The organism is Protofrankia sp. CiP3 (assembly GCF_917627345.1).
In the GTDB taxonomy this organism is placed as follows: domain Bacteria; phylum Actinomycetota; class Actinomycetes; order Frankiales; family Frankiaceae; genus Protofrankia.
This window is the reverse complement of record NZ_CAKJTM010000004.1, coordinates 124482-145719: the sequence shown is the minus strand read 5'-3', so window position 1 is coordinate 145719 and position 21238 is coordinate 124482. Positions and strand designations below refer to the sequence as shown.

Sequence of the window (21238 nt, the reverse complement as noted above, 5' to 3'; positions counted from 1 at the left end):
GAACCGGGTTTGTAGGGCGATGCCGAGATTGGACAGGTACAGGGCGCGGTTGGGGTGGCCGGCGGGGGTGGCGACCACGGCGGCCCGGGTGGTGGTGATGGCGTCGTTGAGGTCGGCCAGATTGCCGGTCCGCTCGAACCGGATCCGCAGGGTGAGGCCGAGGTTGGACAGCATCCCGGCGCAGTCGGGGTGGCCGGTGGGGGTAGCCGCCACAGCCTGTCGCAGGAAGCCGATCGCGGTGCTCAGCGCGGCACGATCATCGGTACGCATCACCACACCCAGCAGCGTGACAGCGTGATCTGCCCACGCTTCGGGTAAAGCGGACCGGTCCCGGTCGAAATAGGCACGAACCTGGTCGGGGACCGCGTTGGGGTGGCTCTGATACACCGAGGCGAACCAGGCCAGCGCGGCCTCGAGATCCTGCTGGCCGTCGTCGGCGCCAAGGACGAGGCAACGTGCCCAGTGCAGCTGGCCTGCCGCGAGGGCTACCTCGAGGTCGGTGGTCGGGTCGGGGACCGTCGCGACCAGCGCCTGAACCTCGGCGACCGCCTCCGGGTCCACAACCATGGTCGGATTCTGGTCGTGGAGGAACCGGTCCAGCCTGGCCCGCACCCGTGCGAGCTGACGTTCCCGCATCTCCGTGGTCCCCCTGTAGCGACCTTGTCGCCGCCCGCGGCGACGCGTACCCCTGCTCACACGGATCCGGCATGAACAGCGGCGTTCATGCTATCTCGGACGAGTATGCGACCGAAGGGCGCTGGCAGCTCACGGGGAGCTGCGGTCACCGCGTGTACGGGCACATCGGGCGGGCCACAGTCCGGGAGTGCAGCCGGTGCGCCGAGGCCACATCTGGGCGCAACAAATTAATTTCTTAACTAACGCCGATTCTCGCGCGGCTGTTGGGGACCCCCATCGATCAGGCGTACTCGAAGCGGAGTTCGCGGTCGCCTACCAGGGAACGGCGCTGGTGGCCGGGATGCCTGTGGGGTGCCAGAACCCGGCTACCAGCGTTGACCTGGGCTTTTAGCTTGGGATTTAAGGTTACTCCGTGTGACTGACATCCGGTTTGGTGGTCTTTCGGTAAGGCGGGCAGGGGGCCTTCGGCCGGTTCTTCGATCCCTTGGGCCGCCCCGGTCCGGGCCGGCTGAATTTCGCCGGCCGGGCGGGCGAACCGATCGTGGCGCGTAGTCGGCGAAATGCCAGCCGGGTCCGGTAGGGACTGGGCACCGCGCCATCGGGGAGCTTGGGCTGCCAGGGCCTGCGCATGTCGTCGGTAAGGGCGGAGGCCATGCGTAGTTGCGCGTAGGCCGCCATGACGAGCTGTACCCACCGGTCGCTTGCCTGCGCCGAGGCCAGATGAGCCGACCCCAAACCGAGATAAACCTTTACAAAACGGTGAAAATGCTCCTGGTCGAACCTACGCAGGTACGCCTTCCAGAGCAGGTCGAGGTCGGGTTCGGCCCCGGCCGGGGCCGCGTGGAACAGCCACATGTCCTGGTGGGGCTTGCGACCACCGGGCAGCCGCTCGACACTGACCTGGATCACGCTGCCCCGGACGATCGGTAGCTCCCGGCCGGCCGGCCAGCGGGCCCAGCGGCCCTCCCGCCCGAGTTCCTGGTGCATGGCGTGCCAGGCCCGGACCCGGACCGTGCCGTGGCGGTCCGAGGTGGCGGTGAGCTCGGCGTCGGGGGCCGGGCGTTCGGCCTCCTTGCCCGTGGCCAGCGGCAGCCGCCGGCCGTGCCGGGCCGTGCGGCCCCGCCGGCCCAGCGGGCGAGGGTCCGGGTCGCCGCGGAAGACGCGCCGGGGGTTGAGCCGGACCAGCACCTGGGCCTGATGGCCGGCCCGGCCGCCGGCCAGCTCGTAGGCCAGCGCGCTGGCGTCGTTGCCGGAGTCGAACAAGAACAGTGGGGGCGGGCCGGCAGCGGGCAGCCGGCCGGCGACGTCCAGGTCGGCGAGCAGGGCGCGGACCTGGCCAAGGGTGACCGCGGTGTGGTCCTCACCCGGGCGCAGCCGGCGGGCGTCCAGGGGGTCGACCCAGGACGAGTCACCCCAGCCGACACCGACGAGGATGCTGTAGTTCCAGCCGGGCAGGACCACGTCACCGCCCGTACGGCGGGACAGGACCATCGTGCGCTCGTCGGCGTAGGCGGCGTCCGGGCGGGGCAACGCGGTGGTGTCGGCCGCGAACATCAACGGTTCGGCGGGGCGGGCCGGCGCGATGCGCCCGGCCAGCAGCCGCCGGAACGCGACCTCCTCGACGCGGCCCTCGGCCAGGCCTTCGTAGGCCGACCCGTAGCCGCGGTCGAACTCGGGCTCGAGGGAGAGCTCCGCCGGGGACAGGACCGGCCCGCGGGTACACAGCATCGCGTCCGCCAACCCGAGCAGTGCGTCACCGCGGCGGGTGAAGCAGCCCAGTAGCTCGCGGCGGAACGCCACCAAGCCGGCCCCATCGGCCGGCTCCCCGGCCGCCGAGATCCCGGCGTCGGCCAACGCCGCGGCGGACGACAGGTCGGCGGCGCAGGACCCGCCGGCCCCAGCGCCGAGGGGTGGAGCGGTATCGGGCATACTCATCAGCACGGCTCTGGTTCCGATCATGTGGGTCTGTAAACGCACACGATCGTGCCAGGGCCGTACCGCTGCCCAGGCGTCGGCCCGGCCGAAAGCGCAGGTCACCGGCCTGGAGTGGCCGTTCGTTGAGTGACTGGTGGGTTAGGGCGTGCAGTGACCGACAGTTAGGTCACCAAACCGATCAACTCCGGACCTTAAATTCCAAGTTTAGGCGGCTCGTTCGTATTCGTTGATCAGGCCGCCGAGGACGGGCTGACGCTTGATCTGTTTCTTGGTCAGGTCCGCGACGGGGTGGTCCGGCCGTGCTGGTTGAAGACCACGACCACGGTGGGGTCGTCGTCCGTTGTAGTGCCGTACGTACTCGGCCAAGACAACGCGCAGGTGCCGCTCACCGAAGATCGGCATCCGGTCGGTGACCTCGGTCCGGACGGTTCGGACGAACCGTTCCGCATAAGCGTTCGCCTGCGGAGTCCGAGGTGGAATCGTGACCGCGGTGATGCCGGCGTCGGCGAGGACCACGTCGAAGGATGCGGTGCACGGGCCGGCGCGGTCACGGACCAGGAACCGGACGTCGACCGCCCGGTCACCGAGGTCCACGAGGAGGTTCCGGATCTGTTGGGTGGTCCACGATCCGCCCGGGTGAGCGGTGACCCCGAGGACGTGGATGGTGCGGGAACCGACCTCGATGACGAAGAAGCAGTACAGACGCCGCAGCGTCACCGCGCAGTCCACGTGGAAGACGTCCACGGCCAGCATCGTCGACGCCTGCGTACGCAGGAACTGCCGCCACGTCGTGTCGGTCTGCCGCCTGGGCGCCGGTGGCAGCCCGAGGGCCTTCAGGACCCGGCGGATCGTGGAGGCGCTCACCCGGTGGCCGAGCGTGAGGATCTCGCCCTGGATCCGCTGGTAGCCCCACGTCGTGTTCTCGGTCGCGAGCCGCTTGATCAGCGTGACGATCTCCGGGCTGATCGGTGGCCGGCCCATCCGCCGTGGATGGGTCCATGTCCGTGTGATCAGACTGGAGAGGTCCCGCTTTCGTGGACAGTGCTCGGCGTCACCATCCGCCGATCTTCGAGGCCTGATGCGACGACGAGCAAGCGACCGTGTTTGGTTGTGGTGGTAGCGAATCTGGACGTAGAGCAGCAGCCAGCCGGACGATCCAGGCTGAGCGGCCGGCCCCTACGTCGCTCTCGGCTGGCGTTTGTGCAGGTAGCGGGCAAGATCGGGGTTCAAGTTCCATCCCCTCACCTCCACGAACTGATGTGAGCTGCTCGCCGATCTTCGATCAGCTTCGCCACCAGCCGCGATGTCTTCCCGGGGGGCGACCCCCGGACCCCCGGCGTCGGGCTTCGCCCGACCTGGCCGGGGCAGCGATGATCGTTATGTAGCCAACCGTGTAGCCAAGGCGCGCTATCTGTCGTCCTGCTCCTCCACCGTGTCGTCATCGTGCTCCTTGTCGTGTTGCGCACCGGGGTCGGCCTCTGCCGCAAGGATGCCGTCCATCGCCGTTGCCGCCGCGCGGAGCCGCTCGGGCAGCACGTGGCCGTACCGCTCCATCGGCGTCCCGACTCCGACGGTGGAGGCGAAGACGAGCCCGTTGTCCTGCGCCACGACTCACCGGCCTTGTTCCATTCGTCTTCCTGGCGTTTGTGTTGGCGCTCCAGGGCATCGACGGCGAGCGCCGGAATCGGCACCGTTCGCCGTGAACCGTGTGTCTTCGGCTCGACGAGCCGGAGTTGGCCGTCGACCCGTTGGACGAAGCGGCGAACCAACAGCGTCCGGGCGTCGAGGTCGATGTCATCCCAGCGAAGGCCGAGCAGCTCACCGCGGCGCAGTCCCATCGTGAGCGCCAGGACGAACAGCGCTTCGAGCCGATCGTCTGCGGCCAGGGCCAGGAAACGACGCGCATCATCGGTGGTCAGCGTGTGGTGTTCCCCGTAGGCAAGACTTGGTGGACGGACGGCCTTCGCGACGTTACGGCTCACCAGATCCATCCGTTCCGTGATAGCTCAGGGATGCCGCCGACCGGTGCACCAATCTGGAACCGTTCACGCTCACGGTCGGACCGATCAGCGCCTACAGCGGCGGCACGTTCCTACGCGCCGCCCCCTGGCAACCGATCGCCACACTTCGGGAACGACTCCGCGCCGGTATCGCCGCGGTCCTGGGACCGGACCGCCGTGCCCGACGAGCCCGCCTGGTTCAAACCCCACATCAGCGTCACCTATTGCAACGCCGACCCGCCGGCACGGGAGGTCATCGACCGCCTGACCCGACTGCGTGTGACACCGCCGATCAGCGTTCCGGTTGCCAGCGTCGATCTTCTTGAGCTTCGCAGGGAAGGCCATGCCTACCGGTGGACAATCCGCCACCACATCGACTTCGACTCCGAATAGACCACTCATGACCGGTGCGCAGCGGCTGTCCGCAGCCCGAGCCGAACTGTCCTGAGTCGAGCAGACTGCCGAATTCGTCGTTTTAGGATCAAGAGATTCGCCAGAGAAAGACGCGCCGCCGCGCGGCGCTGGCGCGCCATGCTCGCCGGCGCGTCGCCCGCGAGTTAGACGCCGCTGATGTCACCGCTACCAGAGCCGTGGCGCATTCGCTGCCGCGCCACTCCTTGTCGCCTGCTGTGGGATCTCCAACGCCAGATCACAAAGTTCATTTACGATCCGCGGCCAGTCACTAAGAACCTCGCTACCAACAACCAGTTCGTCAAGGATGCCCGAACAGAGAAGATCGATAGCCCGTCGAAGGTCACTGACCCGACTATGCCATTGATTTGCGCCGTCCATCACCGCATAGTGCTTGGCACTGGCCCCATGTAGATCCGCGAAGGCCCGCAGCTCCGTGCCAACCAGTTGGCATTCATAAATTACGTCTGACATCTTGCTACCACCCGCAGTTCCACCCCAGTACTCTTTTATCTCCCATAGCCCCACGGGATTTACGAGCGAGGGCAAGGCTCCATCAAGGCGCCGTGGCGATACCCAAATATGCTGCTCACCTATGAGCGTGGCCCGCTTCTGTGGGCTCAGATTTGCAGTGAAACCACGATCAAGGCAAACCTTTCGCGTCAAGATATCCACCGTCTGGACCATTACTTTTGAGGACTGATGATGATCTTTAGATCTGGTGCCATATCGCGCCACGATTTCCTTGGAAAGGTTCGCGAAGTCAATCAGCGCCTCGTCTTCCGAGCGGGCTTTCAGCAGAAGTTGTATAGCAGCCTCATGTCGAAACTCGAGGTAAGCGGCAATCTTCGGGACAAGCTCCATTCTGGCGGTGAGATACCGACCAAGTCCGGCCGTAACCTCACTTCCCGCTTTTTCCAAAGCTGGAAGTATCTGCGTTTCCGTTAGAATCGGCGGCTTATTACGCCGTCGAGGTATCTCATCAACAACCAAACGAACTACGTGCCAGAATGGATCATCCCAGCGAATGTCCAGGTACTGGGGTGGGCGCTTCACTTCTCAAGCCCATCGAGTAGTTGGCCCGGGGTTACCTCCAGCGCCTTGGCAAGTCGGATGATGTTCTGAAGGCTGACGTTACGTAGCCCTCGCTCTGCGCTGCCCACGTACGTCCTGTGCAAGCCCGCCCGGTCGGCCAGGTCCTCTTGAGAGAGGCCCAAGACCAACCGTGCAGACCGGACGCGCTCGCCGAAGGCTGCTGCTACCGGATCCTGTCCCACACGTCCGGTACCGTCCTTGACGTGCAGTCGATGCGTCTACAGCCTATGAGTCTCACCCCCAGCGAGCGCTCGTTCCTGAAGTGGGCGGGCGGGAAGACGCGCTACGCCAGCACCTTGGTGGCACTTGCACCCGACTTCTCTGGAACGTACCGAGAGCCCTTCTTGGGCAGTGGTGCCGTCTATTTTGAACTTCGGCCCGCGACCTCGGCCCTGAGCGACGCCAACGGCGAGCTAATCACATGTTTTCGGCAGGTCCGAGATAGTCCGCTTGAAGTCATGGGCTTGCTCGACACAATGCCAAATACGCCAGAATATTTTGAGAGCGTGCGCCGACAAAAACCTGCAGATCTCTCCGATCTTGAACGAGCGGCGCGGGTCATCTATCTCAACAAGACGAGCTTTCGTGGACTATGGCGAGTAAACAAAAAGGGCGAGTTCAACACCCCATACGGGGCATATGATCGCCCCTACTACAATCAAAACACTTTGTTGCGCGCGTCCAAGGCACTCACGAACGCAACGATTATAGAGGCCGACTTTGAGACTGCCCTAGACCAAGCCGGGCCGGGCGACTGGGTATATCTAGATCCGCCCTACGTCCCGCTCGGAGGATGGGCGGACTTCAAGCGGTATACGCCGGGCCAGTTCGGTGAAAATGACCACGTTCGTCTATGTGAGGCTATGCGGCGCGCCGATTCCCAAGGAGCATTCGTCACCCTCACTAACAGCGAGACTGAATTTGTTCATGAACTTTTCGGCGCACATTTTCGTGAGGCACGACTCGCAACCCGCCGTGACATAAATCTAGTTTCAAGCAAACGCGGTAGTTGGGACCTAGTATTTACTAACTACGAGCCCACAGTTTCCGGGCAGATAGCTCTATCGCTATAGTGTACGAGGTAAATATTCGGTGATGCCGTGGGGCGCCAGGACGTCTGCGCAGGTCAGCCGGGGCGTGGGCTCGAAGATCCCACAGGTTTACCGAATACTTACTGTACGAGTGTCTTGTGTGTACCGCCCCAGGCCGACAGGAAATTCTGGACATCGGCGGAGGAGGATATTAGCGATCGGCTCAGAGAGTAGCAGTACGGACCCGGTATGGACGTCGTTGGACAGCTCGCTCCCTCTTTTCCACTCACGAGTCGCCCCAAGTCGCGATCCGGCGCCGATCGGCCAGACTGACAGCCAAGTTGACAGCCAAGTCGTCGGACAGCCACGGACGTCCACAGAAGATTCAGATCAAACTACGGATCAGATGGTTGGGGTGGTTGCGGACGCGGGGTCGGTATGCCGTCGAACGTAGGCGACGACCTCGTTCCATGTACGGTTGCTCTCCGAAATCCGGACGGACACGGTGAGCGGTCACCTCGAACCAGCGGCGGAGAACGGGGCCACGTGCGCGGGTACCCCACAGCCTCACCCCAACGCCATTGCCGAATAGGAAGGTTAGGCCGGCCACGATCCCACGATGTCTACTGCAACCGGCAGTGGATCCACTCCACGATCAGCTACCGCATGCCCGAAGAGTCCGGATTCGAATGCGACGGAAGGGCAAGATCCGTGGCGTGGTAAGAAGTGTCCACGAAGGTGGGAACGTGCCAGCTGACAAGGTTGCTGTCTGACGGGGCTGGCCATCGGCCTGTCGAGAACCCGAAGCTTTTCTTCCCGGATATGAAAGCCGATATCCGCCTGGTGCTGGGCTCCAGCGGATCCTGTCCGCAGCGCAATTTTGTTACGTAGTCCTGGCGGTGTGGGAGCCGGGGGCTCTCGGTGGGATTCCGTTGGCGAGGGGTGGCTGAAGCGTTCATCTCGGCTTACGCGGTCAAGGCGCTCGCCCCGTGTGCTGGCCGCCCCGGAGCAGTGCCGAGCTTCGGCAGCGCCAGGAACGAGTTTTCACGATCTGTTGGACGTGCCGGTGTGGAGCGCCCACGCCGTCGGCGAGCGCTCCACACCGAGGGCTTCAGACAGGGCGGACGTGCTCCGCCTGCGGGCCCTTCTGACCTTGCGTAACCTCGAACTCGACGCGCTGGTTCTCTTCCAGGCTGCGGTAGCCGGCACTGTCGATCGCCGAGTAGTGGACGAACACGTCGGGACCGCCGCCGTCCTGGGCGATGAACCCGAAACCCTTCTCGCCGTTGAACCACTTCACGGTGCCCTGAGCCATGTGTCGTCTCCTTCGTGGGGCTGGACCAAGCCCGCCCGCTGCGAATACTTAGGTTGCCGCGGTGGGATCGTCCCACTGCCGGAAAAGACCGGAGAAACGAAAAACGCCCGCTGTCAGACTCCGGGGCGTTTGAACGTTCGAGGAAGCTCCAACTGCAACACTGTCAACCTACCAGGCTTGGCGGGGATGCGCCGAGCGAGGGGCACATCCAGTGGACACCGCGATAGGTGGCGGGGGCGTGGGCCTGGCCGGTACGCCGGGCGGGTCAGGATGTTCGAGGCGGGAGCAGCTTGGCTGATTGGCTCGCTACTGCTAGCAGTTGTCCATTTTTGTCGAATATTCTGGCGGTGATCTGGGCCACGCTGCGGATCACGGCTTCGACCCGGGCATCGACCAGCACCCAGTCCGTCTGGGCTATGCGCCCGACCCGCAGGCTGTTGTCCAGGCTGAGCGTGTAGAAAGGCCTGCCCACCGCGTCGATGACAGCGGTCGGCGCCAGATCGGCGAGGATTGCGATCGAGGCCGGCGAGGTCACCATGGGCTGAGGTAGCCGTGCCCACAGAGCGCAGTGACCTGAACCCGGATTGCCGTCGAGCGTTGACCGCGGGGGGCGTGCCCAACGCTGTTCAATCCGGGCGAGCATGCCTCCCGCATCCTGAATGCCACCGCCGCTGCTGGTGTGGAGCCGCGGCGGGCAGTCGAGTGGGTCTGCGGAGATGCCCTCGGGCGGGTCACCAAACTGCAGGCTGTCACTGGTCGTGCCCCCGAAGGTGCCCGTGGCCAGCATGGCGAGCCGGCCGTTGATCGTGCCGCGGACAGCTGCTTGGGACAGGCTCCGCCCGTGTTGGCCCACCTCCAGGTGAAGGCTGAGACACGCGCTGGTCTCAATGGGGGAGATGTACTGAACGGTCGCCCACAGACAGCCTCGATCGAGGATGCTCTCGCTGACCGCGATCGCCGCGGCCAGCCCACAACCGCCCCACAACGTGCCGCCGGAGTTGAGCAGCGGTGGGCCGATCATGATGCTGCCGCTGTTGGCTGTGGCATCGACAGTCAGCCCGAGCAGCTCATGCGTGTTCCCTCCGGTGCTCCGGTCGGCACCTTCTACCTCGATTCCGATGCTCATGTCCTCATGCTCGCAGGTCGCCGTGCCTGCTTCATCGAGCCATGGAGGGCTGGCTACGGTGGGCGTTTTCGAGGCGTTCCCAGGGAGTGCGAGACTTCCAGTTTATGGTGCAAAAACCCCGGACCGCTGCGGCCCGGCTCATCGCGATCGGAGCCGGGCTGTTTCTTCTCTGCGCCGTGGCTGGCGCATGCAGTTCCGGCGGTGCCACGCCAGCGTCCGTCGCTACCCCGACGAAGATCCAGGCACCGCTCGGTGCCGAAGCGGGCATCAGGGCACAGACCGGCAGCGACCAGGGTTCCTCCCCGCGGCCGTCGCCCGTAGCCGGTGGCCAGCTGACTCCTGCGCCTGGATCACCGCCCGTGTGCGGTGAGTCCGAGTTACGGCTTGACGCCGGGCCGATGACAACTGCCGCGTCCGCCGAACGTCAGGGATTCGTCGTCATCCTCACCGATATCTCCGACCGGCCATGTTCGCTGATCGGCTATCCAGCCGTGGTCGCGTTGAACAGCGAAGGCCGCCAGGAACGGCCCGCCGCTCGGTCCGAGGGCGGCAGCCTGTTCCGGGTGAGCCCACCCGGAACAGTTGTCCTCCAGCCACAGCACAGCGCATCCTTCGGGGTGGAGTGGACGGCAGTCCGCGCCGCGGACAAATCGGGTGAAAAAGACGCATGTCTGCCGTACGCAAGTTTCGTGATCACACCACCGAATCAAGGGGGCGGTCAGCACATCGATCGACAGACGACTATCTGTGACGCATTCCAGGTGCATCCCGTGGTCACGGGAACCACTGGGGCACGGGCACACTGACCGCCAGCCCAGAAAACGGCACCCGGCCATGTCGGCCATGCCGGGCTGGCATGTCACCCAACCGCGGCTGGGATGGCCGCTGGGACTATCGTCCTATGACGACGCCCGGAAGCCCGCGATGCCGCGCAGCCGCGGGACAGCATCCACCCGGGGATTCCAGCCCAGTTCTGAATACATGTCATTGTCCTGCCAGCGGGCCAGCGCCTCCCGGTCCAGGGCGGTAAGTGACTCCGGCAGAGCGTCTAGATGATGCCATTGAAGCTGGTTTGTTTGTGGGTCCTGGCCGGGCGAGGGCATCCCGCGCCAGTGCGTCAGCCGGAAGAACAGCCCCACCCGTTCACCGGTATCGGCATAATAATGATGTGCCACGTGCGCGAGCCACACATGCGCTGCCATGGCCATCACCGATACCGTATCGTCAGCGATCCGGAGCACAGCCTCTATTGCTGGCTCACCGCCGTGTAACTCGCCCCACGGTAGCCGCCAGGGTGAATCCGGTTCACCGGAACGCCCCAGCAGAACCGACCCGTCCGCGCGCCACATCAGCACATGGATATTGATCGGTAGCTGGGCTCCACGGTCGGTGTCCGTGCGATTGGCATCATTGCCTGTCACCACAGCCCCTCCGGGGGTCTTGCCAGCAGCGGCGCGCATGTGCGGAAACCCTGCACCGTACTCCAAGGGGATCGCTATGCGATCCCCTTGGCCCCCCCGCGCCCGGCCGGTTGCACCGTTGACGCCGTCAAACACCGGCTCGATATCCGAGCTGGCAGGCGTCCAGCGGTCAGCCGCGTTCCAGCTGATGGTGGGATGTTCCGTGGTGCCGACGATTGCTGACCACGGCTGCCCGACCATCATGTTTGCCAATCGGTCCCTACTGTGCATTCCCGCAGTCATTCTGCTGGAATTCCGGCAGCGGGCAACCGCCAGCCCGCCACCCGCCGTTCGTCGGAAGCTCTGCCCCGCCGACAGCCCTCCCTCGTGAGCCGTCAGCGCCGCGAGACAGGGCAAGCGTGCGCCGTGAGTTGTCATCACGGCCTCCTGGATCCTCACTTTCGCGGCATGAGTGAGGGTGCCTGCACATCATGGCGTTTATAGCGTGCAGATGCAAGGTTCGGGTGCACGTGCAGAGGCGTGGAAGCGCAGATGCGGCGTCGGAAGATCGGATAACGTACTCTTGCGTTGACTGATGCCGAGGGGGCCGACCGTGGCGACCGTTGACGCTGGAGGCGGTCCGACCGTGTGTCGGATCATCCTGGGCTCTCAGCTCCGTCGGCTTCGTGAGGACAGCGGCATCAGTCGTGAGGATGCCGCTTACAGCATCCGGGCATCCGAATCAAAGATCAGTCGCCTGGAGCTGGGGCGGGTCGGCTTCAAAGAGCGCGACGTTGCTGATCTACTCACGCTCTACGGGGTCCTGGACGAAGCCGAGCGGACGCCGTTGTTGTCGTTGGCTCGCGAAGCCAACCGACCTGGGTGGTGGCACAGCCACAGCGATGTCCTGCCGGGCTGGTTCCCGTTCTACATCGGGCTGGAGGAGGCCGCGGCACTGATCCGAACCTACGAGATCCAGTTCATTCCGGGCCTGCTCCAGACCGAAGACTACGCTCGTGCCATCATAACTCAGGGTTATAAGGGGATTCCGGCTGAAACCGTCGAGCGTCGGATCAGTGTGCGGATGAACCGGCAGAAGCTGCTGATGAAGCCAGATCATCCTAGGTTATGGGTAGTTGTGGACGAGGCTGCCTTGCGGCGTCCGATAGGTGGACCCGAGGTGATGCGCGCCCAGCTTGAGCACCTGATGGCGCTCGCGGAACGACCGAATCTCACTTTTCAGATCATGCCGTTCCATTTCGGTGGTCACGCCGCTGAGGGCGGTGCATTCAGCGTCCTGCGTTTCCCTGGAAAAGATCTACCGGACGTAGTTTACCTGGAACAGCTCGGCGGTGCCGTCTACCTGGACAGGCGAGAAGAGGTTGACCGCTACCTGAACGTCATGAACCGCCTCTGTCTCGACAGTCTGCTGCCGGCTGACAGCACCGATGCTCTCAGCCGGATCCTCAGCGACACCTGACACGAGCTGGACGTACCCGGACCATGATGTTCCTCGCGCCGGTGGAAGGCTGGCGGTCTCGGGCTCATGTGAGGTTTCTACTGGATCAGGTTGTCAAAGTCGCCGTCCTTGGCGCCGAGGATGAGCGCTTCGATTTCGGCACGGGTATAGATCAGCGCGGGACCTTCGGGGTGCCTGGAGTTGCGGACCGCGATGGAGTCCGCTGAGAGGCGGGCCAGCTCCACGCAGTTTCCCTGTGAGTTGCTCCGCTGGCTCTTCTGCCACGTGACCTGCGGCAGCGCGGTCGCGGATATTCCGTTGTAGATCTCCTGCATGGTGGTCTCCCTCGATTTCGGTTGGCCGCCAGCGACGCGAAAAGATCATAGTTGTGCACCGGTGGCGGGGTGGTGCGCATGTCGGAACTCGCTTCGCGGTCTTGTGCGCATTACTGGGCGTGGCTCGCACGGACGCGGTCACGCTCGTCTGGACAGGCACATGAACATGAGCGGCCCGCCGACGGAACTCACCTCCTCCCGCTTGGCGGGAGCCTCGGTGTGCGTGCAGATGCACGTACTTCCTGCGCAGGATATAGCACGGTCATTCGCACGTGCATTAGGGAAACGCAAATTACTTTAAGTAGCAAAAATATGGCAGACTGTATGCAAAAATTATCAACCACCGGTGAATTGTTACGGTGAGATGTATATCGATTATTTATAGTTACTTTTGGTGTTGTGTATCCACATCGATGCGTGGATCGATCTGCCGATCACTGGTCTGCGCTCGATGTCCCGGGTCATGCGCTGCCATCGCCGACCAGCCCGGTGAGGCCAGCTGTGGTGAAGGCACGCCCGGCCGGGGAGACGCTCTCGGCACGGTTCAGCCGCCGGTCCAGGTTGATCGCGGCATTGATCATTGCGAGATGGGTGAACGCCTGTGGGAAGTTGCCCAGCTGCTCGCCGGTGAGCCCGATCTCCTCGGAGTACAGCCCCAGATGGTTGGCGTAGGTCTGCATCTTCTCGAAGATGAACTGTGCCTCGGTGAGCCGGCCCGAGCGAGCAAGCGCGTCGACATACCAGAACGTGCACAGCGAGAACGTCCCCTCCGAGCCGCGCAGCCCGTCCGGTGAGGCCTCCGTGTTGTAGCGGTAGACGAGGCTGTCGGAGACGAGTTCGGAGTTCATCGCGTCGAGCGTGGACAGCCACATCGGGTCGTCCGGCGTGACGAAGCCGACCTGCACCATGCGCAGGAGAGAGGCGTCCAGCACCTCGGTGCCGTAGTGCTGGATGAAGGCCCCACGCTTTTCGTTCCACCCACGATCCATGACCTGCTGGTAGATCCGCTCGCGCTCGCGTGCCCACCGCTCCTGGTCGCCGGGCCGGCCGTGCTCGGCGGCGAGCCGGATGGCCCGATCGAAGGCCGTCCAGGAGTTGATCCGGCCGTAGGTGAAGTCGGCCCGTCCGCCGCGGGTTTCCCAGATGCCCTCCTCCGGGGAGTCCCAGTGGTTGCACAGCCAGTCGAGAATCCGGAGCAACCGCATCCATCCTGAATGACTGAGATTGACGCCCTTATGATCGGCGAAATAGATGGAGTCCAGCGCTTCGCCATAGATGTCGAGCTGGAGCTGGTCGGCAGCGCCGTTGCCGATACGTACCGGTCGGGAGCCGCGATACCCCTCAAGGTGCTCGAGAAGCTCTTCGTCCAGGTCGGATGACCCGTCCACGCGGTACATCAACCTTAGCGGTCCGGATCCGTCGCCCGCTTGTTCCTCCACCCGGTCGGACAGCCAGCCGATGAACATCCGGGCTTCTTCCACATACCCGAGCCCGAGCAGTGCGTACACCGAGAACGAGGCGTCGCGGATCCAGGTGAAGCGGTAGTCCCAGTTACGTTCCCCGCCCACCTGTTCGGGTAGCCCCGCGGTGGGCGCCGCCACCAGCGCGCCGGTGGGTGCGTAGGTCATCAGCTTCAGCGTCATGGCCGAGCGGTACACCTGTTCCCGCCAGCGGCCATGATAGGTCGACCGACCCAGCCAACCGCGCCAGAATGCGACGGTCTCGTCGAACATCGAGATAATTTCGTCTCTGGCCAGTTGGCGTGGTGGTCCGGCTGCACCGGTTTCCAGCATCACCGCGCCGACCTCGCCCGCATGCAGGTTCGCCGATCCTCGAATACCGTCACCCCGCGGATTCCGGATGCGGTCGGCCGAGGCCCAGCCGATCGTTCGGGCTGGATGCATCGTGAGCTGTATACCGTTCGCCCGGAAGACCGCTCCCGCGCCAGTCACATCCAGGGTGTGGGTGGCGCGGCCGTAGTCGAACCGCGGCATACAGTCGAACGCGAAGCGCATCTCACCGCGTACCACCCGGACCAGCCGGACCAGCCGATGGTTGTCGGTGGCGCGCTTCGTGTCCACAACCGGCATGAAGTCAACGACTTCACCCACACCAGCATCGGTCATGAAACGGGTGATGAGTATCGCGCTGTCGGGAAAGTAGAGCTGTTTGGATACGTATCCTGGTTCGGCTGGAGCAATGCGAAAATGTCCTCCTTTCGCACGGTCGAGCAGCGCCGCGAAAATGCTCGGTGAATCGAACCGTGGCGCGCAGAACCAGTCGATCTCGCCATCTTTCGTAACCAGTGCGGCTGTGTGTAGGTCGCCGATCAAGCCGTGATCGGCAATCAGCGGATAGTCCATTTTTCTCCCTGTGCTCCCGCGGGTGCCGGACCCACCGGTTTTCGGTGGATGCAGCGGTATCCCCAGCGGTGTACCCAGGTTGCCGGTCCGTTCACGAAGCGTATGAGTGACTCACCCATCCGTGCTGCTCACCCAGTTCGGGTGGAGCGGGGCGAGGCGCGGGAGCATATTGTGGCGGCAGCGGGAACGAAGAAGGTGACCATGGGACGGCTGGGGGATCACACGGCGTCGGTGGCTCTGGTGGGGGCAGGTCCGTGAAGGGGCGGCGCGGTGACTAGCGCGTTGCCCCTTGCGCTTGCCGCCGGCATTTATCCGCTGGGCCTGGCCATTGTATTGCGTTACCTTGGAGAGCCCGCCTCGATGCGGCATGCGTACGCCTATCTGGCGGGCACCGCGACGGTCACCTTTGTCGCGGGGGTAGCAATTTTGTTGGCCTTGCGCGGCTCGGGCCTGACCGAACGGCAGCATCCCGCGCCGGGCGGTGGAATCCAGGTTTTCCTCGGGGTTGCGCTGCTGTTCGTAGCGGTTCGCCTCACCCGGCGGCGAAAGCGTGCCGGCAGGGATGCCAGCAGGGATGCCGACAGGCCGGATACACAGAACGAACCGGGTGAACCCGGCAAGGACACGGGAGTGAACGGCGCGCCTGGACGGCACCCTGGACTCGGTCGCGTTTACCTGCTGGGGGTGGTCACGTATCTGCCGTCGCTGCTCTACATCAGCGCGATCAAAGACCTTGCGGATTCCCACAGCAGCGACACCGAAACCGCACTGCTGCTGTTGCTGTGTGCCGTTTTCGTGCTCCAGATGGTGGAGCTTCCGATCATTTTGCGCATTGTCGCTCCGGGGCGGACAGGCGCGATCCTCGCCGCTTACAACGGATGGATGCACCGGCACGGACAGGATCTTCTCATCCTGCTCGCCGCCGCTGGCGGTGGCTACGTTCTCATTAGCGGGATCATGACCCTCCTGGACTGACCGATCAGCGGTCGGCGTCGGGATAGCGTCCGAGCTGACTTTCCTTCTGGCATCCGGCGGAGTCCCGGCGACAGGGGGCAGGAGACGGCCGATCGCGTGGTTTGTATTCCCGGGTCAGCCGTTGCAGGTCACCAGCGGCAGGTCTATGGCCTGGCTGGCGGCGAGGCGTAGGAGCTTGGGCAGCAGAGCGGCGAGGACGGCGGCGTCCTCGCCGGCCTCGTGCGCCCGTCGTTGGGGTATTCCCCAGTGTGCCGCGAGGGTCGCCAGCTTCAGATTGGGCAGTTGGAGGCCGAGTTGGCGTGCGAGGATCCGCGTACACAGCCGTCGATCGACCGGAAGCCGTAGGTCGGCCCGGCCAGCCTCGGCTGCGATCATTTGCCAGTCGAACACCGCGTTGTGGGCGACGAACACCCGGCCGGCAAGCAGGGACGTCAGTGAATCGACGATCTGGCCGAACGTCGGGCTGCCCGCGAGTCGTTCACGGGTGAGGCCGTGAATGTGGACCGGCCCAGGGTCACAACCCGGATCGAGCAAGGTCGACCAGCTGCGCTCGACCGTGCCGTCCGCGGCAACATGGACGACGGCGACCGACAGGACGCGGTCTACTCGCGGTGACAGACCCGAGGTCTCGACGTCCACGACGGCGTACCGGTGCGGGAACAGGGCGGCGAACTCACGGTCCGGGAGCACGGTGGTTGTCACAGAACGGATCTTGCCGGACCAGTCTGCCGGGACCGCATCCATATGCACATGAGAGAGACAATTCTTGCGCTGGCGTGTTGATGAAGGCCTTGCCTGCCAGATGGCCAGTTGGGATTGCCGTGGTTGCTCGCGGGTGTGCTGATCTGGTTACAAAATGTTTTGATCATGATGCGAACGGGGATACTCATGATCAAAAAGTCTCGTCTCACCTCGCCGCCACCGCCCACATTCAAGGGGTGTGTTTACTGTTACCCTTCGATGTCATTGTTGCTTGCTGGGGACTCGGAGCGGATCTGTGTATATATTTCGCGGTGATCGATCACGGCGGGTGTCGCGCCTTGTGCTGCTTGCCGCCATGTGTGCTCCTCTGCTGGCGGCCTGCGGCGGAAGCGCTGGGTCGGCGAAACCGTCATCTGTTCAGCCGAGTTCACCGGCGCGGGATGTCCGGGTGACTTCCACCTCCGCGGTGTCTCCGCCGCCGGAAGCCCCGCAACCAGCGCCGCCGAATGTCTACGCGTTCGACGGGATGAACCAGTTCAGCCCGGCCGTCCGTGACGCCAGGCCGCTCGTTTACGTTCCGAACAGCGACAGCAATACCGTTGACGTGATCGATCCGGCGACGTTCAAGGTGATCGACCACTATGTGACCGGCGCCCGGCCCCAGCACGTCGTCCCGTCGTGGGATCTGTCAACGCTGTACGTCACCAACAACGACGGCAACAGCTTGACCCCGATCGACCCGACCACTGGGAAGATCAAAGGACCGAACATCCGTGTTGACGACCCCTACAACATGTACTTCACCCCGGACGGGAAGTACGCGGTCGTCGTCGCCGAGGCGTTGCAGCGACTGGACTTCTACGATCCGCATACCTGGCAGTTGCGCACGCAACTCAGGGTCGACTGCCCAGGCGTCGACCATATCGACTTTGCCGCTGACGCTTCGTTTCTTGTTGCCACCTGCGAGTTCTCCGGCAAGCTGGTCAAGGTGGACCTTCGCGCACCGGCCGTTGTCGGGTACCTGACCGTCGGGGGCATGCCGCAGGACATTAAGATCGACCCGCGTGGTGAGGTGCTCTATGTGGCGGATATGATGGCCAGCGGCCTCTACCTTGTTGACCCGATTCGTTTTACGAAGATCGGGTTTTTGTCGACCGGCGCGGGCGCGCACGGCCTCTATCCGAGTCGCGACGCAACCACGATGTACGTGTCGAACCGTGGTGAGGGCTCTGTCTCCGTCGTTGATTTCGGGACTCGCCAGGTCCGGACCAAGTGGTCGATCCCCGGTGGGGGCAGCCCGGATATGGGCGGGGTGTCAGCCGATGGGTCGGTCCTGTGGCTGACGGGCCGTTACAACAGCGAGGTCTACGCGATCTCGACAAAGGACGGCAACCTGCTCGCGCGCATCAAAGTCGGTCCGGGTCCGCACGGCGCCTGCGTATGGCCCCAGCCTGGCCGTTACTCTCTCGGTCATACTGGTATCCTCCGCTGACCGGTCCGGCCCGCTTGCTCCAGATCGACGAGTACTGCCATGGTCGGCTGGCCGCAAGGTATCGGCTGGCCACAAGGGCGTTGTGGCCAGGACCGCCAGCAGATGAAGGCGGTCAGCGCGATGCGGGCTGGCATCCCCGCCCGCGCCGTCGTGATGGCGTAGACGACGCCGCCCCGTGGAAGACATGATCATGACTGGCGGGAAAACTTTGGAGCGACCGGCATTTCCGCTCGTCGCGGTCCCGCACCGCGACCATTCAGCGGGGACTCCTGATATTTTCCTCGACTGAAGGTGCGAGAGGCATGCGTGCGGCCGGGGTATCCGGGTTATCTTTTATGTGTCCATATCGGCCATCCGGCCCGGTGCCTCTTCGGCTTCCGGCAGTGCGGAGGGAGCTGTAGTCGCGCTGTTTTCGGCTGGCCAGACCCCTGACCCGGCCCGGAGCGAAAATGCGTACGTACTGTCGTCATGAGTGTGTTCGATGACCCGTCCCACGGACTGGGATGTCCTCGATCTGTATGGCGATCCCACGCCGGGAGATCCGTTCTCGCTGCGGGAACTGGCGCGGAGGTTCCAGGAATTCGCCGCTGACGTGGAACATGCCAACGGGCAGCTGGCGGCGGTAGCAGCCAATTATGTTGCGACATCGTGGCAGGGACGGTCGGGTGCGGCATTCCGCGACGAGTCAGACGAGCTCCCAGGGCAGTTACGGAAGCTCGCGAACTCCTATCGGATGGCCGGGGACGCGCTGGGTGCCTACGCTCCGGACCTGGACGCCGCGCAGGCCCGAGCCGACAGCGCGCTTGCCCGAGGCCGAGACGCCCGCGCCCGCCGGGATCGTGCCCAGGCTCTGGTTGGCCCGGCGCGAATCGCCTTCATCACCGCTGAGGCGGCTCTTTCGGAGTTGATCCCGGCGTCTCGTCACCCGGTCGAGGTTCCCCCGCCCGATCCGGCGCGGGTGGCACAGGCGATTCGTGACCACGACGTCGTGCGGGCCAGCCTGGAACGGGCGAGAAGCACCGTTGATGCCGCTCAGGACGATTTGGATGCGGCTCGTCGGCTCGCTCTTACCGCCAGCCAGATGCGTGCGGAGGCGGCGGCAACCTGCGTGCGCTCGATCCGGAGCGCGTCTCGAGCAGGCCTGAAAAACAAGGCTTGGCGCTCCTGGGGAGGCCTGCTGGAACACGCCGGCCGCTTCTGGCATGCTGCCGTTCAGGCCGCGAAAGTCGCCGTAGCCGTCCTGGGCGTCGTGGTACTGGTCGTTGGTGGTCCCGTGGCGTGGGCTGTCTTCGCCGCGGCGCTCGTGGTTCTCGCTGACACCCTCGTCCAATACGCCGGCGGTCGAGCCTCCCTGTGGGATGTGCTGTTTGCCTTGGCCGACTGTGTCCCGGCTCCGGTAGGGCTGGCTGTGACGGCCGGAGCCGCCCGAGCGGTCCGGGCTGCCCGGCGGTCTCTACGTGAAGGCCGGACATTCCTTCCGATCTCGCTGGGCGCGGGGCGCGCGCTCCTGGCCACGATGGCTGGGAGTCTCCGTGATGTTTGTGCTCAAACGGTCATAGTGATCAAAAAGAAGCTGCCTCGTGGCGGCGCGGTCCGTGCCCACGATGAGCTGAGGAGGGTGGCGCTCCGGGCAAGGCGGAGGTCTGGGGGAGGTGCCGCTGAGCGTGAGTAGCGCGTGGAGACTGGCTACCTGCTGTCCGGAAGGTTCCGGAGCAGCGGCCGGTCGGCTGTCCGTTCAGCCGCGTTGGACGTCACGAGACGGGCCGTCCTGAGCGGGTGCCTGGGTATGGTCCTCCGCGTGTTCTCATATTGATCGTTTTTGCCATGCCGCATGGCCTGTTACCCAGGGCATTGCCTGGTGCGATTATGATAAATTTCGTGCTGTTTGACCAAAGTCAGGCGGATGTAATGATCCAGGGCGTTCTTGCCAATTATGATTGTGGTTTTTCGCCCACCATGAGCTTCCTGTGCGTTTCGGAGAACGTCACTTACCAGATTGATGATCATTCAACGGGCCGTCGCTGGGCACTGCGGCTGCATCGTCCCGGATATCTTCACTTTGAAGAGATCAACTCCGAACTGCTCTGGACGCAGGCGTTACGGCATGATGGCGTGGTGCGCACGCCGTCAGTCGTGCCGACTCGTCGTGGTGATCTGGTTGCCATGATCGCTCCTGGCCCGGCCGCTGCGGCTGTCTGCGCGAAGCCGCGCTACGCGGTGTTGTTCGACTGGGTGGAAGGATCTTCGCCGAAGCAGTCTGACACCGTGGGCCTCATACGTAGGTTTGCCGAACTCGGTGAGGTCGCGGCACTCCTCCACCGACATGCCCGGGTGTGGCGGCGTCCAAGCGGCTTCACCCGTTTTGAGTGGACATGGCGAACGACGCTGGGGGCGGGCGGCCGGTGGGGCAGCTGGCGTGACGGTATGCGTGCGGCTGTCGGGACCGAGCCGCATGGAACCGGGCGGCGCAGCGTGCCCGATGCTGACCCGGCTTGTGTCGCGCTCCTGACCCGGGCCGCTGTCGAGATCCGCCGTCGGATCGACCGGTTCGGCCGCGGTGCTGATCGGTTCGGGCTTGTCCATGCTGACATGAGGCTGGCGAATCTACTGGTCAACGAACGACTGGACGAGCTCACAGTTATCGATTTCGACGACTGCGGGTTCACCTGGTACCTTTATGATCTTGCTGCATCATTATCGTTTATCGAACACCTGCCAGAGGTTAGTGACCTGGTGGACGCGTGGCTTACCGCCTACCGGCGACACCGGTCGGTGTCGGCTGAGGAGGAGGCGATGGTGGCGACCTTCATCCTGCTGCGCCGGCTGTTGTTGCTGGCCTGGCTGGGCTCGCATCCGGAGGCTGAGGCGGTTGACAGCGTGAAGGAGTACGCCGTGGCCTCGTGTGATCTTGCTGATGACTACCTGTGCGGAAGGCGTTGATACGCCACTCGTGATTGTGATCA

Annotated in this window: 18 protein-coding genes and 3 pseudogenes; 8 read left to right on the top strand and 13 right to left on the bottom strand. The window is 64.2% G+C overall.

From position 1 onward, the window contains the following. The 5 genes and pseudogenes from MJ797_RS02880 to MJ797_RS27355 form a co-directional block, all read right to left on the bottom strand. A pseudogene (locus tag MJ797_RS02880) lies at positions 1–636 on the bottom strand (CHAT domain-containing protein); the annotation flags it as partial. Positions 637–1041: 405 nt separating this feature from the next. After that, positions 1042–2571, bottom strand: coding sequence for a transposase (locus MJ797_RS02875; protein ID WP_239331533.1), 1530 nt, complete (start codon positions 2569–2571; stop codon positions 1042–1044). 204 nt (positions 2572–2775) lie between these two features. Beyond that, positions 2776–3585 (bottom strand): annotated as a pseudogene (locus MJ797_RS02870) (integrase core domain-containing protein); the annotation flags it as partial. A gap of 393 nt (positions 3586–3978) precedes the next feature. Beyond that, a complete protein-coding gene (locus tag MJ797_RS02865) occupies positions 3979–4179 on the bottom strand; it encodes a hypothetical protein (RefSeq protein ID WP_239331529.1) in 201 nt (66 codons plus the stop codon). 89 nt (positions 4180–4268) lie between these two features. Continuing rightward, positions 4269–4562, bottom strand: a pseudogene (locus MJ797_RS27355) (tyrosine-type recombinase/integrase); the annotation flags it as partial. A 186-nt stretch (positions 4563–4748) separates the two neighbouring features. Here MJ797_RS27355 and MJ797_RS27350 point away from each other — a divergent pair. Continuing rightward, the gene (locus MJ797_RS27350) at positions 4749–4964 is read left to right on the top strand and encodes a hypothetical protein (protein WP_374581282.1); all 216 of its coding nucleotides are present in this window, start codon (positions 4749–4751) and stop codon (positions 4962–4964) included. 186 nt (positions 4965–5150) lie between these two features. Here the strand turns inward: MJ797_RS27350 and MJ797_RS02855 are convergent, their stop codons facing one another. Beyond that, complete coding sequence (locus MJ797_RS02855) at positions 5151–6038, bottom strand: hypothetical protein (protein ID WP_239331525.1); 888 nt, start codon at positions 6036–6038, stop codon at positions 5151–5153. Then, on the bottom strand, positions 6035–6259 hold the full coding sequence (locus MJ797_RS02850) for a helix-turn-helix domain-containing protein (protein WP_239331523.1): 225 nt from the start codon (positions 6257–6259) through the stop codon (positions 6035–6037). Before MJ797_RS02850 ends, MJ797_RS02855 begins: the two co-directional genes overlap by 4 nt. Before the next feature lie 45 nt (positions 6260–6304). Here MJ797_RS02850 and MJ797_RS02845 point away from each other — a divergent pair, with 45 nt between their 5' ends. Then, positions 6305–7150, top strand: a complete 846-nt coding sequence (locus MJ797_RS02845; RefSeq protein WP_239331521.1) for a Dam family site-specific DNA-(adenine-N6)-methyltransferase — start codon at positions 6305–6307, stop codon at positions 7148–7150. Between the two features lie 1069 nt (positions 7151–8219). Here MJ797_RS02845 and MJ797_RS02840 read toward each other — a convergent pair. Both MJ797_RS02840 and MJ797_RS02835 read right to left on the bottom strand, forming a co-directional pair. Beyond that, a complete protein-coding gene (locus MJ797_RS02840) occupies positions 8220–8423 on the bottom strand; it encodes a cold-shock protein (protein ID WP_239310293.1) in 204 nt (67 codons plus the stop codon). A gap of 265 nt (positions 8424–8688) precedes the next feature. Next, positions 8689–9549, bottom strand: a complete 861-nt coding sequence (locus MJ797_RS02835; protein ID WP_239331519.1) for a thioesterase family protein — start codon at positions 9547–9549, stop codon at positions 8689–8691. Between the two features lie 104 nt (positions 9550–9653). Here MJ797_RS02835 and MJ797_RS02830 point away from each other — a divergent pair, with 104 nt between their 5' ends. Further along, positions 9654–10355, top strand: coding sequence for a DUF4232 domain-containing protein (locus tag MJ797_RS02830; RefSeq protein WP_239331517.1), 702 nt, complete (start codon positions 9654–9656; stop codon positions 10353–10355). A gap of 93 nt (positions 10356–10448) precedes the next feature. Here the strand turns inward: MJ797_RS02830 and MJ797_RS02825 are convergent, their stop codons facing one another. Next, positions 10449–11009 (bottom strand): NUDIX domain-containing protein, encoded by a 561-nt coding sequence (locus tag MJ797_RS02825; protein WP_239331515.1) that lies wholly within the window; start codon positions 11007–11009, stop codon positions 10449–10451. A gap of 553 nt (positions 11010–11562) precedes the next feature. On the opposite strand from MJ797_RS02825, the gene MJ797_RS02820 reads away from it, so the two are divergent. After that, the gene (locus MJ797_RS02820; protein ID WP_239331513.1) at positions 11563–12429 is read left to right on the top strand and encodes a helix-turn-helix transcriptional regulator; all 867 of its coding nucleotides are present in this window, start codon (positions 11563–11565) and stop codon (positions 12427–12429) included. Positions 12430–12506: 77 nt separating this feature from the next. Here the strand turns inward: MJ797_RS02820 and MJ797_RS02815 are convergent, their stop codons facing one another. Next, positions 12507–12743 carry a DUF397 domain-containing protein gene (locus MJ797_RS02815; RefSeq protein WP_239310288.1) on the bottom strand — a complete coding sequence of 79 codons (237 nt, stop codon included), beginning with the start codon at positions 12741–12743 and terminating at the stop codon, positions 12507–12509. 461 nt (positions 12744–13204) lie between these two features. Next, complete coding sequence (locus tag MJ797_RS02810; RefSeq protein WP_239331511.1) at positions 13205–15106, bottom strand: glycoside hydrolase family 15 protein; 1902 nt, start codon at positions 15104–15106, stop codon at positions 13205–13207. 270 nt (positions 15107–15376) lie between these two features. On the opposite strand from MJ797_RS02810, the gene MJ797_RS02805 reads away from it, so the two are divergent. Beyond that, positions 15377–16081 (top strand): GAP family protein, encoded by a 705-nt coding sequence (locus tag MJ797_RS02805; protein WP_239331509.1) that lies wholly within the window; start codon positions 15377–15379, stop codon positions 16079–16081. A 114-nt stretch (positions 16082–16195) separates the two neighbouring features. Here MJ797_RS02805 and MJ797_RS02800 read toward each other — a convergent pair whose 3' ends face one another. Beyond that, positions 16196–16783 carry an exonuclease domain-containing protein gene (locus MJ797_RS02800; protein ID WP_239331507.1) on the bottom strand — a complete coding sequence of 196 codons (588 nt, stop codon included), beginning with the start codon at positions 16781–16783 and terminating at the stop codon, positions 16196–16198. 448 nt (positions 16784–17231) lie between these two features. Between MJ797_RS02800 and MJ797_RS02795 the strand changes: the two genes are divergently transcribed. The 3 genes from MJ797_RS02795 to MJ797_RS02785 all read left to right on the top strand — a co-directional run bounded on the left by MJ797_RS02795 (position 17232) and on the right by MJ797_RS02785 (position 21215). Continuing rightward, positions 17232–18275, top strand: coding sequence for a YncE family protein (locus tag MJ797_RS02795; protein WP_239331505.1), 1044 nt, complete (start codon positions 17232–17234; stop codon positions 18273–18275). A gap of 481 nt (positions 18276–18756) precedes the next feature. Further along, entirely contained in the window at positions 18757–19947 is a 1191-nt protein-coding gene (locus MJ797_RS02790) for a WXG100 family type VII secretion target (protein WP_239331503.1), read from the top strand. Positions 19948–20141: 194 nt separating this feature from the next. Continuing rightward, a complete protein-coding gene (locus tag MJ797_RS02785) occupies positions 20142–21215 on the top strand; it encodes a phosphotransferase enzyme family protein (RefSeq protein WP_239331501.1) in 1074 nt (357 codons plus the stop codon). The last annotated feature ends 23 nt before the right edge of the window (positions 21216–21238 follow it).